The sequence below is a fragment of the Actinotalea solisilvae genome (assembly GCF_016464425.1).
In the GTDB taxonomy this organism is placed as follows: Bacteria; Actinomycetota; Actinomycetes; order Actinomycetales; family Cellulomonadaceae; genus Actinotalea; species Actinotalea solisilvae.
In genome coordinates this window covers 114,897-131,838 of sequence record NZ_JADDKQ010000002.1, presented here as the reverse complement: position 1 = coordinate 131,838, position 16,942 = coordinate 114,897, and the positions used below count along the sequence as shown (strand labels likewise).

The 16,942-nt window shown below is 75.9% G+C and carries 17 protein-coding genes; 11 read left to right on the top strand and 6 right to left on the bottom strand.

The window, feature by feature from the left end; all coding sequences use genetic code 11:
- Positions 1-11: 11 nt before the first annotated feature.
- Positions 12-695: a 4a-hydroxytetrahydrobiopterin dehydratase gene (locus JIG38_RS03065; protein WP_199422116.1), complete on the top strand. Its 684-nt coding sequence runs from the start codon at positions 12-14 to the stop codon at positions 693-695.
- Positions 696-711: 16 nt separating this feature from the next.
- Here the strand turns inward: JIG38_RS03065 and JIG38_RS03060 are convergent, their stop codons facing one another.
- On the bottom strand, positions 712-1,314 hold the full coding sequence (locus JIG38_RS03060; RefSeq protein WP_199422114.1) for a DUF1684 domain-containing protein: 603 nt from the start codon (positions 1,312-1,314) through the stop codon (positions 712-714).
- A 60-nt stretch (positions 1,315-1,374) separates the two neighbouring features.
- On the opposite strand from JIG38_RS03060, the gene dinB reads away from it, so the two are divergent.
- The 4 genes from dinB to JIG38_RS03040 all read left to right on the top strand — a co-directional run bounded on the left by dinB (position 1,375) and on the right by JIG38_RS03040 (position 5,791).
- Positions 1,375-2,592: a DNA polymerase IV gene (gene dinB, locus JIG38_RS03055; RefSeq protein ID WP_307844513.1), complete on the top strand. Its 1,218-nt coding sequence runs from the start codon at positions 1,375-1,377 to the stop codon at positions 2,590-2,592.
- A gap of 77 nt (positions 2,593-2,669) precedes the next feature.
- Positions 2,670-4,730, top strand: coding sequence for a putative bifunctional diguanylate cyclase/phosphodiesterase (locus JIG38_RS03050; RefSeq protein WP_199422110.1), 2,061 nt, complete (start codon positions 2,670-2,672; stop codon positions 4,728-4,730).
- An 89-nt stretch (positions 4,731-4,819) separates the two neighbouring features.
- Complete coding sequence (locus JIG38_RS03045) at positions 4,820-5,167, top strand: ArsR/SmtB family transcription factor (protein WP_199422108.1); 348 nt, start codon at positions 4,820-4,822, stop codon at positions 5,165-5,167.
- Positions 5,168-5,170: 3 nt separating this feature from the next.
- A complete protein-coding gene (locus JIG38_RS03040; RefSeq protein WP_199422106.1) occupies positions 5,171-5,791 on the top strand; it encodes an SRPBCC domain-containing protein in 621 nt (206 codons plus the stop codon).
- A gap of 106 nt (positions 5,792-5,897) precedes the next feature.
- On the opposite strand, the gene JIG38_RS03035 is transcribed toward JIG38_RS03040, so the two are convergent.
- Both JIG38_RS03035 and JIG38_RS03030 read right to left on the bottom strand, forming a co-directional pair.
- Positions 5,898-6,230, bottom strand: coding sequence for a TfoX/Sxy family protein (locus JIG38_RS03035; RefSeq protein ID WP_199422104.1), 333 nt, complete (start codon positions 6,228-6,230; stop codon positions 5,898-5,900).
- A gap of 53 nt (positions 6,231-6,283) precedes the next feature.
- Positions 6,284-6,796 (bottom strand): FBP domain-containing protein, encoded by a 513-nt coding sequence (locus tag JIG38_RS03030; protein ID WP_199422230.1) that lies wholly within the window; start codon positions 6,794-6,796, stop codon positions 6,284-6,286.
- Positions 6,797-7,033: 237 nt separating this feature from the next.
- Here JIG38_RS03030 and JIG38_RS03025 point away from each other — a divergent pair, with 237 nt between their 5' ends.
- The 4 genes from JIG38_RS03025 (at position 7,034) to JIG38_RS03015 (ending at position 12,040) form a co-directional block, all read left to right on the top strand.
- Positions 7,034-8,989, top strand: coding sequence for a ComEC/Rec2 family competence protein (locus JIG38_RS03025; RefSeq protein WP_307844511.1), 1,956 nt, complete (start codon positions 7,034-7,036; stop codon positions 8,987-8,989).
- An 89-nt stretch (positions 8,990-9,078) separates the two neighbouring features.
- On the top strand, positions 9,079-10,086 hold the full coding sequence (gene holA, locus JIG38_RS03020; protein ID WP_199422102.1) for a DNA polymerase III subunit delta: 1,008 nt from the start codon (positions 9,079-9,081) through the stop codon (positions 10,084-10,086).
- 333 nt (positions 10,087-10,419) lie between these two features.
- The gene (locus tag JIG38_RS20600) at positions 10,420-10,551 is read left to right on the top strand and encodes a hypothetical protein (RefSeq protein ID WP_267907590.1); all 132 of its coding nucleotides are present in this window, start codon (positions 10,420-10,422) and stop codon (positions 10,549-10,551) included.
- 139 nt (positions 10,552-10,690) lie between these two features.
- Positions 10,691-12,040, top strand: a complete 1,350-nt coding sequence (locus JIG38_RS03015; RefSeq protein WP_199422100.1) for a helix-turn-helix transcriptional regulator — start codon at positions 10,691-10,693, stop codon at positions 12,038-12,040.
- A gap of 150 nt (positions 12,041-12,190) precedes the next feature.
- Here JIG38_RS03015 and rpsT read toward each other — a convergent pair whose 3' ends face one another.
- The 3 genes from rpsT to JIG38_RS03000 all read right to left on the bottom strand — a co-directional run bounded on the left by rpsT (position 12,191) and on the right by JIG38_RS03000 (position 13,523).
- Positions 12,191-12,451, bottom strand: coding sequence for a 30S ribosomal protein S20 (gene rpsT / locus JIG38_RS03010; RefSeq protein ID WP_199422098.1), 261 nt, complete (start codon positions 12,449-12,451; stop codon positions 12,191-12,193).
- Between the two features lie 182 nt (positions 12,452-12,633).
- Positions 12,634-13,152: a type II toxin-antitoxin system PemK/MazF family toxin gene (locus tag JIG38_RS03005; RefSeq protein ID WP_199422096.1), complete on the bottom strand. Its 519-nt coding sequence runs from the start codon at positions 13,150-13,152 to the stop codon at positions 12,634-12,636.
- A gap of 161 nt (positions 13,153-13,313) precedes the next feature.
- Positions 13,314-13,523, bottom strand: coding sequence for a dodecin family protein (locus tag JIG38_RS03000; RefSeq protein WP_199422094.1), 210 nt, complete (start codon positions 13,521-13,523; stop codon positions 13,314-13,316).
- A 194-nt stretch (positions 13,524-13,717) separates the two neighbouring features.
- On the opposite strand from JIG38_RS03000, the gene lepA reads away from it, so the two are divergent.
- Both lepA and hemW read left to right on the top strand, forming a co-directional pair.
- Complete coding sequence (gene lepA, locus JIG38_RS02995; protein WP_199422092.1) at positions 13,718-15,616, top strand: translation elongation factor 4; 1,899 nt, start codon at positions 13,718-13,720, stop codon at positions 15,614-15,616.
- A gap of 25 nt (positions 15,617-15,641) precedes the next feature.
- Positions 15,642-16,913 carry a radical SAM family heme chaperone HemW gene (hemW, locus tag JIG38_RS02990; protein WP_199422090.1) on the top strand — a complete coding sequence of 424 codons (1,272 nt, stop codon included), beginning with the start codon at positions 15,642-15,644 and terminating at the stop codon, positions 16,911-16,913.
- Positions 16,914-16,942 lie beyond the last annotated feature (29 nt).

Here is a 16,942-nt window from a genome sequence, read left to right as displayed (position 1 = left end):
ACCGTCGGGCCATGACGGACACGATCAGCCCGCGGGCCTTCCACGCGTCCGACGGCGTCGAGGACTGGCGCGTGCTCGGCGAGGGCGCGTGCGCGTTCTTCCGCACCGGCTCCTTCGCGGCCGGCGCCGGCCTCGTGCAGGCCATCAGCGAGATCACCGGCCTCGACGACGACCACCCGGACGTCGACGTCCGGTCCGACGGCGTCGTCGTCCGGCTGGTGCACGCGTCGTCCGACCACTTCGGCCTCGTGCCCCGGCACGTCGAGCTGGCCCGGCAGATCTCCGCCGTCGCGCGCGAGCTCGACGCACCGGCCGAGCCCGGCCGGCTGCACACCGTCCAGCTCTCGGTCGACGCGATGGTCATCCCCAAGGTCCTGCCGTTCTGGCGCGCCGTGCTCGGGTACGTCGCGCGCGCGGACAGCCCGGAGGAGGACGCCGTCGACCCGCTGGGCCGGGGCGCGCCGCTGTGGTTCCAGCAGATGGGCGACCCGCGCCCGCAGCGCAACCGGCTCCACGTCGACGTCTGGGTGCCGCACGACGAGGCCGACGCGCGCGTGGCGGCCGCGCTCGCCGCGGGCGGCCACCTCGTGACCGACGCGCACGCGCCGTCGTGGTGGACGCTCGCGGACTCCGAGGACAACGAGGTCGACGTCTGCACCTGGCAGCCCTCGCTCCAGGGACGCGCGGACGCCTGACGCGTGCCTGCGCCCGCTACGGCAGCGGGACCTCGACGTACTGCTCGCCCGCGACGACGGGCACCTCCAGCCGGTTCCCGGGCCCCGCGAGCGGGCACGCCCACGCCGGGTCGTAGGCGCACGACGGCTGGTAGGCGAAGTTGAGGTCGACGACGAGCGCGTCCCGGTCGCCGCCGAGGTCGGCACCCTTGACCGTGTCCAGCAGGTAGCGGCCGCCGCCGTAGGACCCGGGCGCCGGGTCCCGCACGGGCAGGAAGAGGCCGCCGCCGTACGAACCGAGCCACCAGACGTCGAGCGAGCCGACCCCGAGGTGCACGCGCCCGACGAGCTCGAACGGCACGACGCCGTCGGTGCCCGTGGTGACGTCCCACCGCCGCGGCTCGACGTCGCGGTCGACCGGGACGACGAAGCGCAGGGCAGGGTCGTAGGGCGCGACCACAGGACCGGGCCACGCGTCGCGGAACACCGGGGCGACGGGCGACGCGGGGTGCGTCCGCAGCAGCGCGGCGCGGCCCTCCACCCAGGCGCCGTGCGCGTCCGCGGGCGACGCGGTCGCCCGCACCTCGCGGTAGAGCGCCGTCACGCGCCGGCGCCAGTCGACCACGTCGAAGGAGTCCATCCGCCGACGCTATCCCGCCCCCCCGCGGGCGTGTCGGTGGTCGGGCGGAGCATGGCCGCCGTGACCGACCCGCCGGGACCCGCGCGCCGCGCGACGATCCTGCACGCCGACCTCGACGCGTTCTACGCGGCCGTCGAGCAGCGCGACGACCCGCGGCTGCGCCACCGGCCGGTCGCCGTCGGCGGAGGCGTCGTGCTCGCGGCGTCGTACGAGGCGAAGTGGCGCGGAGTCCGGACCGCCATGAGCGGCCGTGAGGCGCGCGCGCTCTGCCCGGGGCTCGTCGTCGTGCCGCCGCGGTTCGGGGCGTACCTCGAGGCCAGCCGCGCGGTGTTCGACCTCTTCCACCGGACGACGCCGCAGGTCCAGGGCGTGTCGATCGACGAGGCGTTCCTCGACGTCGGGGGCCTGCACCGGATCGACGTGCCGCCGGCCGCGATCGCCGCCCGCCTGCGCGCCCAGGTCCGGGACGAGGTCGGGCTGCCCATCACCGTCGGCGTCGCCCGCACGCCGTTCCTCGCCAAGGTGGCGAGCCGCGTGGCGAAGCCGGACGGGCTCATGGTGGTCCCGCCCGACGACGAGGAGGCGTTCCTCCACCCGCTGCCCGTCGAGCTGCTGTGGGGCGTGGGGGAGGTGACCGCGCGCAGGCTGCACGGCTACGGCCTGGTGACCGCGGGCGACGTCGCCGCGCTGCCGCAGCAGGTGCTCGTCGGGCTGCTCGGGCCGGCGGCCGGGCACCACCTCTTCGCGGTGGTCCACGGGCGCACGCCCGAGCGCGTCGTCACGGGGCGTGCGCGCGGCTCGATCGGCGCGCAGCGCGCGATCGGCCGGGGTCCCCACGACGACGCCTTCGTCCGCGCGGCGCTGCTGGGCCTCGTCGACCGCGTCGGGCGCCGGCTGCGCGCGGCGCACCGCACGGCCCGGACCGTCGTCCTGCGCCTGCGGTTCGCGGACTACACCCGCGCGACGCGGTCACGGTCGTTCGCGCACGGCACGGCGTCGTCCGAGGAGCTCGCGGCGACGGCCGCGCACCTGCTGGACGAGGCGTCGGCGCTCGTCCGCGACCGCGGGCTGACCCTCGTCGGCGTCGCGCTCACCAACCTCGCGAGCGACGCCGTCGTGCAACCCACGCTCGACCTCGCGGCCGCGGGCCGTGGCGGGCTGGACGCCGCCGTGGACGCCGTCGCGGACCGGTTCGGCACCCGCGCGGTGACGCGTGCGAGCCTCCTGCGGCCCGGTGAGGGCATCGCCGCACCCCTCCTGCCGGACGACCTGGCGTGATCGCGGGATGGCGGCAGGACCGGGCCGCCGTCATCCTCGTGGTGTCCGGTGACCCGTGACCGACGCGAGGGAGGCACGTGCACGAGGAGGCAGCACGTCGGGCGGGCCCCGCCCTGTTCGAGCACTGCGTCGACGCGGTGCTCATCACGTCGCCGGACGGCCGCACGCACGCGGCGAACCCCGCCGCCTGCCGCCTCCTCGGCTGGACGGAGGAGGAGATCTGCGCGCTCGGGCGCGGCGGGCTCGCCGACCTGTCCGACCCCCGGTGGCGCGAGGCGATCGAGGCACGCTCGCGCGACGGCTCCTGGCGCGGCCTGCTCCGCATGCACCGCGCGGACGGCTCGACCTTCGAGGCGGACCTCTCCACCGCCGTCTTCACCGATGCCGACGGTGCGGAGCGGGCCTACGCGCTGTTCCGCGACGTCTCGGCGCAGGCGGGCCTCATCGAGCAGGCGGCGACGGTGGTCGAGGTCGTCGAGTCGATCTCCGAGGCGTTCCTCGCGGTCGACGCGGAGTGGCGTCTGCGGTACATGAACACCCCGGCCCAGGAGGCGCTGCGCACCCGGTGGTCGGACGCGCGCGGCAAGGACATCTGGGAGCTCTACGCGCCGTCGCGGGGGACCGAGATCGAGCGGCGCCTCCGCCGCGTCATGCGCACCCGTGAGGCCGACGTGTTCGAGGGGTTCGACCCGCACTTCCGTCTGCACGTCGAGGTGCGCGCGAGCCCGCTCCGCGGCGGCGGGCTGAGCATCTCGTTCCACGACATCTCGACGCGCCACGAGGCCGCGCAGGAGCGGGAGCGCCTCCTGACGTCGGAACGGGAGGCGCGGTCCGCGGCGGAGGCGGCCCAGGACGAGCTCCGCCACCGCGCGAGCCACGACGAGCTGACCTCCCTGCTCAACCGCACGGGGCTGCTCGAGCGCTTCCGCGAGGCCGTCCAGCGCACGGGCGCCGCGACGACGTCGGTCGTCTTCGCCGACCTCGACCGGTTCAAGCTGGTCAACGACAGCCTCGGGCACGCGACGGGGGACCTCGTGCTCGCCGAGGTCGCCGGCCGCCTCGCGGCGCTCACGCCACCCGGCGCGCTGCTCGCCCGCTTCGGCGGGGACGAGTTCGTCAGCGTGCTGTTCGACGCCACGACCGCCGAGGTCGACGCCTTCGCCGCGTCGGTGCTGCGCGCCGCCAGCGATCCCGTGCAGCTCGGCCACCGCTCGCTGCACGTCGGGGCGAGCGCGGGCATCAGCCGGGTCAGCGGCCCGCCGGACCTCGGCGCGCTGCTGCGCGAGTCCGACGCCGCGCTCTACCGGGCGAAGGACGCCGGCCGTGAGCGCGCCGCGTGGTTCGACGAGAGCGTGCACACCGGCCTCCTCCACCGGGTCGAGACCGAGCGGGGCCTGCGGGCCGCGATCGCGGACGCCCAGCTCGCCCTGCACTTCCAGCCCGCCTTCGACGTCACCTCGGGCGAGGCGGAGCACGTCGAGGCGCTCGTACGGTGGCGGCACCCGTCGCGCGGGACGGTCCTGCCCGGCGAGTTCATCGGCGTCGCCGAGGAGTCGGGCCTCATCGAGCCCCTCGGGCGCTGGGTGGTCGAGGAGGCGACGCGCCAGCTCGCACGCTGGCAGGACGTGCCCGACCTGCGGGTATGGGTCAACGTGTCCCCGCGTCAGCTCGCCTCCCCGTCGTTCGCGGACGGTCTCGGCGAGACCCTGGCCGCGGCCGGGGTGCCCGCGCACCGTCTCGGGATGGAGGTCACCGAGTCCGCGTTCGCCGACGACGCCGACCTCGCGGCCCAGGTGCGCGAGGTCCGGGCGCTCGGCGTGCACGTGGCGATCGACGACTTCGGCACCGGCTACAGCTCGCTCGCGCGGCTCACGCAGGCGCCCGTCGACGTCATCAAGGTGGACCGGTCCTTCGTGCACGGCGCGCAGGAGCCCCACGGCTACGCCGTGCTCCAGGGCATCGTGCAGCTCGCCCACTCGCTCGGCGCCGCAGTCATCGCGGAGGGCGTGGAGACGAAGCACCAGCTCGAGCAGGTCGTGCGCGCCGGGTGCGACTGGGCGTCCGGGTACCTCCTGGCGCGGCCCAGCGACCCGGGCGACGTCACGTGGCGCGTCCCGGGCGACGTGCGGGTTCCCTGAGGGCGGCCGGCGCTGATCGGCGACCGCGCTCGCGCGGGACGCGGGCCTAAGCGTGGACTTATATAAGGCGTTGGTGATAGAAAGTGTCCGTGCACGCGTTCGACGTCCTCAGTGACCCGGTCCGCCGCCGCATCCTCGAGCTGCTCCGTGAGGAGCGGTCCGCCGGGGAGGTGGCGGCGGCGATCGGCGCGGAGTTCGGGATCAGCCAGCCGGCCGTGTCGCAGCACCTGCGCGTGCTGCGCGAGAACGGGTTCGCCCGCGTGCGGGCGGAGGGCACCCGTCGCCTCTACGTCGTCGAGGCCGCGTCGCTGCGGGACGTCGACCGCTGGCTCGAGCCGTTCCGCCAGTTCTGGGACCAGCGCCTCGACGCCCTGGGCACGGAGATCGCGCGCGGACGCCGGGAGCGGCGTCGCACGTCCACCACCGAGGAGGAGTGAGAGATGTTCGACATGCTCGAGGAGATCGCCGCCATCCACCGCGCGGTCGCGGTCGACAGCACGGCCGACGTCGTCTCCGTGACGGTCGCGCGCACGTACGACGCCGACGCCGACGACGTCTGGGACGCGCTCACCAGCCCGGAGCGCCTGCCGCGCTGGTTCTACCCCGTGACCGGCGACCTCGTCGTCGGCGGGTCGTTCCAGCTCGAGGGCAACGCGGGCGGCGACGTCCTCGCGTGCGAGCGGCCGACCCTCCTGCGCGTGACCTTCGGGGGTCCGCAGAGCGTGGTCGAGGTCCGCCTCGCCGAGACGCCGGCGGCGACGACGGTCGAGCTGACGCACACGGTTCCCCTCGCGATGGCGGGCAGCGGCGCCGGCGCACTGTTCGTCGGTCCCGGCTGGGACGGCGCGCTCGTCGCCCTCGCCCGGCACCTGCGCGGCGAGCTCACGGGCGACCCGCTCGCGGCCGCGGACGCCCCCGAGATGATCCGGTTCAACCGGGAGTCCGTCGACCGCTGGACCGCCGTGGTCGAGCGCTCGGGGACGGCGGGCGACGCCGAGGTCGCGGGTGCGCGCGAGATGGCGCTGGCCCAGTACACGACGGTCCCGACCGCGGAGGGCTGACCGCCCCCGGGGACGGCGGCGGGCTCCGGGCGGGCTCGGACGGGCTCGGGCGGGCTCGGACGGTCTCGGCCTGCTCGGGCCGGCTCGGGCGACGGGCGGGCCCGGCCTACGACCCGGCGACCGACCGCGCCGTGGCGACGCCCTCCGCGACGCACCGCCGCAGGGCGTCGTCGTCCGCGACCACCTCCGCGGGCACGTGCAGCCAGCCGGCCATGGCGCGGCCGCGCATGACGAAGGGCTCGACCCGCGGGTCGTCGGCGATCGACCCCGGCTCGTCCGGGCGGACCCGCAGGAGCATCCCACCGCGGCCGCTCGCGCTCACCGCGAGGCTGCCGTCCACGAGGAAGGCGAGCCCGCCGAACATGCGCTTCTCGACCACGCCCGGCTCGCCCTCGACGGCGTCACGGATCCGGTCGGCGAGCTCGACGTCGTAGGCCATGCGGGCATCCTGCCGCCGGCGACCCCGGAGGACCAGGGGTCGCCGGCGTGGGGTCACCGCGTGCTCAGCACCTGGCTGACGAACCGGGCCGACCGCTCCCGCAGCTCGCCGATGCGCCTCTGGACGATCGCCTCACGCGCCGCGGCGTCGGCGTGCGTGCCGGCCTCGGCCCGCGTGGGTGTGCGGCGGACGTTCTGCGAGCACGTGAACTCGGTGCACACGAGGGTGCCGATGGTGTCGCCGCGCCGCCCGACGGCGCCCCCGCGGCGCGCCACGTAGAGGCTCACGTCGTCGGTCGCGACCACGTCGGTGCACCACGCGCACACGCCCTTGCGGCGCACGCGGCTGCTGCCGCGGTCGGCGGCGCGCAGCAGGACGCCGGCGGGGCCGTCGTCGAGCGCGACGACGACGTACGCCGACAGGGGCGCCTTGCGGTCCCGCCACCCCAGGTAGTCGAGGCGCTCCCAGGGGAGCGCGGCCAGGTCGGGGAGGGTCGCCTGGCTCGCCTCACGCCGGCTGGCGTTGGCGAAGCACGCGCGGATCTGCTTCTCGGTCAAGGGGTCCATGGGTTCTCGGCTCTCGCAGCGTCACGGTCGCCCGTCCCCGCGCGCCGCGGCCGTCGAGGCGCGGCGAGCACGCTCCGCGGCCTCGGCGCGGCGGGCGCGGGCCGGGGGGGGTGGGGGGGGGGGGGGGCCGCGCCCACCGCCCCCCGGGTGGTGGCCGGGGGCGCGCCCCCCCCCGGCGGCGGCGTCGCCCTCGTGCTGGGCGACGAGCGGTGGTCCCGTCTCGCCGTCGGCACCCGGGTGGCGACGACCGGGCGCGCCGCGGCGACGGACCCGGGCGACGAGGCGGTCGCGCTCGTGGTGGCGTCCGGCGGCCCGGGCGTGACCGGTCCGCCGGGGGCGCTCGACGCGGGTGCCGCCGCGCTCCGGTCGCGCCTCCTCGAGGCGACGGACGACCTCCCCGGCGACGCGCGCGGGCTCGTGCCGGGCGCTGCGGTGGGGGACACGTCGCGCGTGCCGGCCGACCTCGCGACCGCGATGCGGACGTCGGGGCTGACGCACGTCACCGCGGTGTCGGGCGCGCACGTCGCGGTGCTCGGCGTCGCGGTGCTCGCGCTCACCGCCGGCCTGCCGCGGCCGGCGAGGACGGCGGCCTGCGCGCTCGTCCTCGCCGGGTTCGTCCTGCTCGTGCGGCCGGAGCCGAGCGTCGTGCGCGCGGCGGGGATGGGCGCCGTCGCGCTCGCGGGGCTCGCCGTCGGACGCCGCTCGCGCGCGCTGCCCGCGCTCGCGGCGACCGTGACGGTGCTGCTCGTCGTGGACCCCTGGCTGGCGCGCTCGTACGGGTTCGTGCTCTCGGTCGTGGCGACCGGCGCGATCGTCCTCCTCGCCCCGGCGCTCGTGCGGCGCGTGCCCGGGCGTGTCCCGCGATGGGCGGCCGTCGCCCTCGCTGTCCCGGTCGCCGCCCAGGCGGCGTGCGCTCCCGTGCTCGTGCTGCTCGACCCGGGCGTGTCCCTCTACGCCGTGCCCGCCAACCTGGCCGCGGCACCGGCGGTCGCGCCCGCGACGCTCCTCGGGCTCGCCGCCACCCTCGCAGCGCCCGTCGCGCCGACGGCCGCCGCGGCGCTCGCCCGCGTGGCGGCCGTGCCGAGCGGGTGGATCGGCACGGTCGCGCGCACGGCCGCCGGGCTCGACGGCGCACGGCTGGCCTGGCCGGGTGGACCGGGCGGCGCGCTCCTGCTCGCCGGGGTGACGGCCGCCGGGCTCGTGCTCGTGCTGGTACGCCGTGCGCCCAGGCTGCGCGCCCTGGTGGGGGGCGGCCTGGCGCTGGTGCTCCTCCTCGCGGTGCCGGGGGCGACCGCGCCGCTCGCCGCGCTCGCACCCGGGGGCGGGCCGCCGGAGGGCTGGCGCGTCGTCCAGTGCGACGTCGGCCAGGGGGACGCGCTCGTCGTGCGCACGGGCACGGCGTCCGCCGTCGTCGTCGACGTCGGTCCGGACGGGCCGGCCGCGGGCGCGTGCCTCGACGCGCTCGGCGTGGAGCGGGTGGACCTGCTCGTCCTCACGCACCACCACGCCGACCACGTGGGCGGGCTCCCGGGCGTGCTGGCCGGGCGGCGGGTCGAGCGCGCGCTCGTGAGCCCCCTGCCCGAGCCCGCCGGCCAGGCCCGCCGGACCGTCGACGCGCTCGAGGCCGCGGGCGTCCCGGTCGACGTGGGTCTCGCCGACGCGGGGCCGGGCGCGGTGGGCGACCGAGACCCGGACGGCGAGGGTCGCGCGGGCGACGTCGCGTGGACGGTCCTGTGGCCGGTCGCGTCGCGCGTGCCGGTCGCCGCGGCGCTCGACCCGCCGGCGGACGGGGGCGGCGGCGAGGAGGCCAACGACGCGAGCCTCGTGGTGCACCTGCGCGCGCCCGGCCTCGACGTGCTCGCGCTCGGCGACGTCGAGCCCGAGGCGCAGGAGCGCCTCGCCGCCCTGCTGCCGGGTGCGCCGGGCGAGGGCGGTGGGCCCGGCACCGCGGTCGACGTCGTCAAGGTGGCCCACCACGGCTCGGCCCACCAGTCCGCCCGGCTCGCGCAGGCCCTCGCGCCCAGCGTGGCCCTCGTCAGCGCCGGCGCGGGCAACTCCTACGGCCACCCCGCACGCTCGACGGTCGAGCTCTACCGGGCGACGGGCGCGCTCGTCCTGACGACCGACCGGTGCGGGGCCGTCACGGTCGCGGAGGAGGGGGACCGGCTGCGGGTGTGGGCCGGGTGCCTGTGAGCCGGTCGGCCCCGGCGGAGGCACGTCAGGCCCGCGGCCGCGACGCACGGGGCTCCTGGCGTGACAGGGGCTCGTGGGAGGCTGGGAGCATGCCACCTGCCGCACGTCGCAGCCCGTCCGCGTCCGGCCCGGGCGTCCCGTGGGACCAGGCCGAGCTCGCACCCGTCGTGCTCGTCACCGGGGCCGAGGCGCTGCTCGCCGAACGTGCCGTCGACCGCCTCGTCGGCCTGGCGCGCGAGCGCGAGCCGAGCGTCGAGGTCACGCGCCTCGAGGCAGCCGCCTACGAGCCCGGCCGCCTGCGGGTGGCCACCAGCCCCTCCCTGTTCGACGAGCCGCGCATGGTCGTCGTCACGGACCTGCAGTCCGGCACCGAGGACGCGATGGCCGACGTGGTCGCCTATCTCGCCGACCCGTCGCCGGACGTCTGGCTGGTCGTGCAGCACGGCGGGGGAGTGCGCGGGCGCAAGACGCTCGACGCGGTGCGGGCCGCCGGCGCGGCCGTCGTCGTGTGCGACCCGCTCAAGCGCGACGCCGACAAGCAGGCGTTCGCCGTGGCGGAGCTCCGCCGGGTGCGTCGGCGGGCCGAGCCCGCGGCGCTGCGGGCCCTGCTCGAGGCGTGCGGCGCCGACCTGCGCGAGCTCGCGGCGGCGTGCCAGCAGCTCGCGGCGGACTCCAGCGGCACCGTGACCCTCGACCTCGTGACGCGCTACTACGGGGGACGGGTCGAGGCGACGGGCTTCCGCGTCGCCGACGCGGCCGTCGAGGGCCGTGCCGGCGACGCGGTCGCCCTGCTGCGCCACGCGATGGCCACCGGGACCGATCCGGTGCCCCTGGTGGCGGCGCTCGCGGCCAAGCTGCGGACCCTCGCGAAGGTGGGTGCCGCGCGGGGCCGCGGGCTCGACCCCGTGCGCGACCTGTCGCTAGCGCCCTGGCAGGTCGACCGTGCCCGCCGCGAGCTCGTGGGGTGGACGCCGGAGGCGCTCGCCGCGGCGGTGAGCGCCGTCGCCCAGGCCGACGCGGAGGTCAAGGGAGGCGGGCGCGACCCGGTGTTCGCGATCGAGCGGGCCGTCCTGCGGGTCGCCGCCGCCCGCGGCTGACCGGACCGCCGGGCGGCGCACGGCGCTGGTCCGCCGCGCCGCGCTGTCGGCGACCGCGAGGTCGGGCCCGCGCTCCCGGCACGGTGGGCGAGCGGGGGCACGCGCGCACGGGAAGGAGTCAACGGCGATGTGACTTGGTGGCGACGAGGCCGCCGAGAAGGTCGTGGCGCTCGGAATTTCACCCGGAGCGCTTCGACCACCTTTTTGCGCATTTGCACCAAATAATGACCACGATTTCGTCAAACTCGCTGCTGAAAGGGGGTGCATAAGTGGAGGAATCCTGTCATAGTCGTCATGACAAGACACCCCCTCCCACCCCCGAGGAGCACTTCCGTGAACCGCATCGTCAAGACCGTCGCCGCCCTCACCGTCACGCTCGGCCTGGCCTTCGTCGGCCTGCCGCTCAGCACGGGCGGGGCGACCACGATGTCCGGTGTCGGCAGCACCGGCTGCTGCAAGATCTGACCGCCGGCAGGGCGGCGCGTCCCACGGACGCGCCGCCGCCGCCGCGGCGGAGGGCGTCCGTGCCCGGCCCGGACACCGCTGCTTTTCATCCACCGGGAGGGCTGCCCAGCGGCCGATGTCACGTCTAGAGTGACGGACTGTGACAGAACTCTCGGATCGCCTCCGCGTCGAGCGCACGCGCGCCGGCCTCTCTCAGACGGCGCTCGCGGGCGAGGACTTCTCGCCGAGCTACATCTCCCTCATCGAGGCGGGGCACCGTGTGCCGACGGACGCCGCGCTCGCCGTGCTCGCGCGTCGACTCGGCACCACCGCGGAGTACCTGCGCTTCGGCGACAAGGCTCCCAGCGAGGAGCGCGCCCGGCTCGAGCTCGGCTTCGCGCGCCTCGCGCTCGCGAACGGCTCCGCGCAGGAGGCGCGCGACCGGCTCCTCGCGCTCGACCTCACCACGATCGCCCCCCGGCACCACGTCGAGGCGCTCCACACGCTCGCCCGAGCGCACGAGGCCCTGGGTGACCTCGACGAGTGCGTCGCGGTCCTCGAGCCGCTGCTCGCCGACGCCCGGTCCGAGCGTCGCTGGCTCGACGTCGCCGTCATGGGCTGCGACCTCGTGGCCGCCTACCACGAGGCGGGCGACCTCGGGCACAGCATCGCGCTGGGCGAGCAGCTGGTCGAGGAGATCGAGGCGGCGGGCATCGCCGGCACCGACGAGCACCTGCGCCTCGGCGCGACGCTGCTGTGGTCCTACTACGAGCGGGGAGACCTGCTCTTCGCCGCGCACCGGGCGTCCGAGCTCATCGCGCTCGCGGAGGCCAAGGGCACCATGCGCGGGCGGGGCAGCATCTACTGGAACGCGTCGCTCGTCGCCGAGGGCCGCGGCGACCTCGCCGAGGCGCGCCGGCTCACCGAGCGGGCGCTCGCGTACCTCAGCGAGGGTGCCGCGAGCCGCGACGTCCCTCGCCTGCGCCTGCACTACGGGTGGCTCCTGCTGCGCTGCTCGCCGCCCGAGCCGCAGGCCGCGCTCGTGCAGCTCGAGCAGGCGGCCGAGGAGCTGGCCGTCGTCGGGTCGGAGCTCGAGCTGGCACGCTGCGACTTCGAGCAGGGACGCGCGCACCTCATGCTCGGCGACGCCGACCGCGCCGAGCGCCTCGCGACGGTCGGGCTCGCACGCCTCGACGAGCAGGCGGCGCTCGACATGTGCAACGGCCACATCCTGCTCGGCGACGCCTACGCGGCGCGCGGTGAGATCGACCGCGCCCGCGAGACCTACCAGTGGGCCGTCGGACGGCTCGCGATGATGTCGGCCGGCCGCATGGCCGCGACCGTGTGGCGCTCGCTCGGCGACCGCCTGCTCGCCCACGGCGACGCGGTGGGTGCGGCGCACGCGTTCGACGCCGCGCTGCGCGACGCCGGCATCCAGCCGACCGCCGTCCCGACGACGGTCGTGACGTCCGGCACGGCCGCGGGGTTCAGCGGCACCGCCGGCATCTGAGAGCGGGGACCGGGGCGGGCCGCAGGGGGGCCCGTCCCTCGGTCCCGGCCACGCCCGTCGCGGTCGGGCACGCACGTACGGCGAAGGGCGCCATCCCGGAGGATGGCGCCCTTCGTGTGCTGCGGGGCCGGTCGGCCCGAGCGGTACCGCTCAGAGCGAGGCGACCTGCTTGGCGAGCGACGACTTGCGGTTCGCCGCCTGGTTGGCGTGGATGACGCCCTTGCTCACGGCCTTGTCGAGCTTGGTCGACGCGACCTGGAGCGCCGTCGTGGCCGTCTCCTTGTCGCCCGCCGCGACAGCCTCGCGGACGCGACGCACGTGCGTCTTGAGCTCCGACTTCACGGCCTTGTTGCGCAGTCGCGCGATCTCGTTGGTACGGATGCGCTTGATCTGGGACTTGATGTTCGCCACGTGTTCTGACTCTCTTGTGCGTTTCGCCGGAGCGAATCTGACAGGTCGTAGAGGGCGCGTCCGGCACCGGGACTGGGGCGTGGGGACACCCTCGGAGAGGCGCTGGACGAGTGCCCGCCGACCTGGGCGGACACGCGAGGGACCATGCTACCAGCAGCCGGGCCCCCGCCCGGTCATCGGCGTCACCCCGCGACGGACCGGATCCCCGCCACGACCTGGTCGAACCGCCCGCGGTCGAGCATCGCGCCCTCGCGGCGCACCGCTGCCGCGTCGACGCGGACCACGCGGTCGAGCCGGACCTCGCTCGGCCGCCGTCGCGCGTCCCAGTCGCCCGTGCCCAGGTCCAGCCAGTCCTCACCCGGGCGGCCGGGGCGCGCGTCGTGGTCGCGGCTCGTGAGCATGAGGCCCAGCAGCCACGGCCCGTCGCGCCCGACGAGCAGCACGGGTCGGTCCTTCCCGCGCGTGTGGTCCTCCTCGTAGGGGACCCAGGCCCACACGATCTCGCCCGGGTCGGGCGCGCCGTCCGGGTCGGGTGCGTAGACCGGTCGCAGGGTCCCGGTGAAGTCCCCGGGGTACGTCCGCGTGCCTCCGGGCCGCGCGCGCCCGCCCGCGTCCGGACGGTCCGCGCGCGGAGCCGGGCGGGTCGCTGGGACGACGGCGCGTGCGAGCCGCAGGACGCGGCGCAGCAGAGGGGACGGCACCGGCCCAGGCTAACGGGGTGCGGACGGAGGGACCGGGCCTTCGGCGGGCCCCCGACGCTCGGGGCGGGGCCCGCGGACGCCGACGGGCCCGGCCGGTCCTGCCGGCCGGGCGCGTCCGGGTCCTGCGGGTCGTGCGGGCAGCGCGGGGCGCGCCCCCCGCGTCAGTCGTCGAGGACGAAGGTGATCTCGAGGTTGACCTGGTAGGCGACGATGCGGCCGTCCGTGACCTCGACCTTCTGGTCCTTGACCCATGCACCCTGGACGTTGCGCAGCGTCGAGGTCGCGCGCTCGATGCCGCCCTGGACGGCGTCCTCGAAGCTGACCTCGGAGCGGGAGCTGATCTGCGTGACGCGAGCGACCGTCGTGGCCATGTGTCCTCCTGAGTCGGTGTCGGACCGTGCCGCCGGGCGTACGGCCCGGCACCTCAGCCTCCGCCGGGCTCCTGCGGCCCGCAAGACCTGGGCGTGAGCCGCGGTGCGGGGGACCGGCACGCGCCGTGGGACGATGGTGCGGTGGTCCGCCTCCCGCGACCCGCCCGTCCCCGAGCACCCGGAGCGCCCCCGCTGTGTCCCCGATCCCGAGCGCCTCGCTGAGCAGCCGCATCCAGCCGGCTGCGACGCCGCCCGAGCTGCTGCGCAACTTCTGCATCATCGCGCACATCGACCACGGCAAGTCGACCCTCGCGGACCGGATGCTCCAGCTCACGGGCGTCGTCGACGCGCGCGCGATGCGGGCCCAGTACCTCGACCGGATGGACATCGAGCGCGAGCGCGGGATCACGATCAAGTCGCAGGCCGTGCGCATGCCGTGGGCCGTGAGCGACGAGGCGGCCGGCGGCGAGCTGACCCCCTACGCGCTCAACATGATCGACACCCCGGGCCACGTCGACTTCACGTACGAGGTCTCCCGCTCCCTCGCCGCGTGCGAGGGGGCCGTGCTGCTCGTCGACGCCGCGCAGGGCATCGAGGCGCAGACGCTCGCGAACCTCTACCTCGCGATGGAGAACGACCTCGCGATCATCCCCGTGCTCAACAAGATCGACCTGCCCGCGGCCCAGCCGGAGAAGTACGCCGAGGAGCTCGCGGGCCTCGTCGGCGTGGAGCCCGACGACGTGCTGCGCGTCTCCGGCAAGACGGGTGCGGGCGTCGAGGTCCTGCTGGACAAGATCGTCCGCACGGTGCCGGCCCCCCAGGGGTCCGCCGACGCCGCCGCGCGCGCCATGATCTTCGACTCGGTGTACGACACCTACCGCGGCGTCGTGACCTACGTGCGCGTGGTCGACGGGCACCTCAGCCCGCGCGAGAAGATCGTCATGATGTCGACGAAGGCGCACCACGAGCTGCTCGAGATCGGCGTCATCTCGCCCGAGCCGAACCCGACGAAGGGCCTCGGGGTGGGCGAGGTCGGCTACCTCATCACGGGCGTCAAGGACGTGCGCCAGTCCAAGGTCGGCGACACGGTCACGAACCAGAGCAAGCCCGCGTCGGAGTCGCTCGGCGGCTACGCGGACCCCAAGCCGATGGTGTTCTCGGGCCTGTACCCGATCGACGGCTCGGACTACCCGGTGCTCCGCGACGCGCTGGACAAGCTCAAGCTCAACGACGCCGCCCTGGTCTACGAGCCGGAGACGTCGGTCGCGCTCGGCTTCGGCTTCCGGGTGGGCTTCCTCGGCCTGCTGCACCTCGAGATCGTGCGCGAGCGCCTCGAGCGCGAGTTCGACCTCGACCTCATCTCGACGGCCCCCAACGTCGTGTACGACGTCACGATGGAGGACCGCTCGGTGGTCACCGTGACCAACCCGAGCGAGTTCCCGGGCGGCAAGGTCGGCGAGATCCGCGAGCCGGTCGTCAAGGCGACCATCCTCGCGCCGAGCGAGTTCATCGGCGCCGTGATGGAGCTGTGCCAGACCCGTCGCGGCGAGCTGGGCGGCATGGACTACCTCTCGGCGGACCGCGTCGAGATGCGCTACACCCTGCCGCTCGCCGAGATCGTCTTCGACTTCTTCGACCAGCTGAAGTCGAAGACGCGCGGCTACGCGTCGCTCGACTACGAGCCGGCCGGCGACCAGACCGCCGACCTCGTCAAGGTCGACATCCTGCTCCAGGGCGAGCAGGTCGACGCGTTCAGCGCGATCGTGCACAAGGACAAGGCGTACGCCTACGGCGTCATGATGGTGGGCAAGCTCAAGGAGCTCATCCCGCGCCAGCAGTTCGAGGTGCCGATCCAGGCCGCCGTCGGCTCGCGCGTCATCGCGCGCGAGACGGTGCGCGCGATGCGCAAGGACGTCCTCGCCAAGTGCTACGGCGGCGACATCAGCCGCAAGCGCAAGCTCCTCGAGAAGCAGAAGGAGGGCAAGAAGCGCATGAAGACCATCGGCCGGGTCGACGTGCCGCAGGAGGCCTTCATCGCCGCGCTCTCGACGGAGTCCGGCGGCAAGGACGCCAAGGAGAAGGCGCGCCGGTGACCGGTCGGCCGACCCGGGCGGCCATGTGAGCCCGGCGCTGCCCGAGGGCGAGACGCCGCCGTCGGACGGGTCGCTCCCGGCCTGGCTCGACGACGGCACGGGCGGGCGCGACCGCACGTTCTCCGTCTACCTGCACGTGCCGTTCTGCACGGTGCGGTGCGGCTACTGCGACTTCAACACCTACACGGCGTCCGAGCTGCTCGCCGAGGCCGGCGGCCGCGTCGCGGGGCACGAGGCGTACGCGGGCACGGTCCTGCGCGAGGTCGACCTCGCCGCGCGCGCCCTCGACGCCGTCGGGCGCGGCGGGCGGCCCGTCGCCACGGTCTTCGTGGGCGGCGGGACGCCCACGGTGCTGCCGCCCGCGGACCTCGTGCGCATGCTCGACGGGCTGCGCTCCACGTGGGGGCTCGCGCCGGGCGCCGAGGTCACCACCGAGGCCAACCCGGACTCCGTGACCCGCGAGGGCCTCGCCGCGCTCGCGGCCGGCGGCTTCACGCGCGTGTCGTTCGGCATGCAGTCGGCCGTGCCGCACGTGCTCGCGACGCTCGAGCGCACGCACGACCCGGAGCGCGTGCCGCAGGCGGTCGCCTGGGCGCGCGAGGCCGGCCTCGCCGTGTCGCTCGACCTCATCTACGGCACGCCGGGGGAGACCCTCGACGACTGGCGCCGCTCGCTCGACGCGGTCGTGGCCTGCGGCGTCGACCACGTGTCGGCCTACGCGCTCACCGTGGAGGAGGGCACGAAGATGGCCGTCCAGGTGCGCCGCGGCGTCCTCACGCCGCCGGACCCGGACGACCAGGCCGCGAAGTACGAGCTCGCCGACGACCTCCTGGGTGGCGCGGGCCTCGGCTGGTACGAGGTGAGCAACTGGGCGCGCACGCGCGACGACGCCTGCCGGCACAACCTCGCGTACTGGCGGGGCGGCGACTGGTGGGGCCTCGGTCCGGGCGCGCACTCCCACCTCGGTGGCACGGACGCCACCGGGCGGCGGTCGCTGCGGTGGTGGAACGTCAAGCACCCCCGCGCCTACGCCGACCGGCTCGCGGCGGGGGCGACGCCGGCGGCGGGCCGTGAGGTCCTCGGCGCCGCCGAGGTGCAGCTCGAGCGCGTCCTGCTCGGCGTCCGCATCCGCGAGGGCCTGCCGCTCGACGCCGTCGCGCCCGCGGGCCGGCACGCGGTCGCGGGGCTCGTCGCCGACGGACTCCTCGACGGCACCGCGGCCGTGCGCGGCACAGCTCTCCTGACGCGCCGCGGCCGGCTCCTCGCGGACACCGTCGTCCGCGCCCTCACCGACTGACCTGCCGAGGGCGACACCTCCCGCCGCCG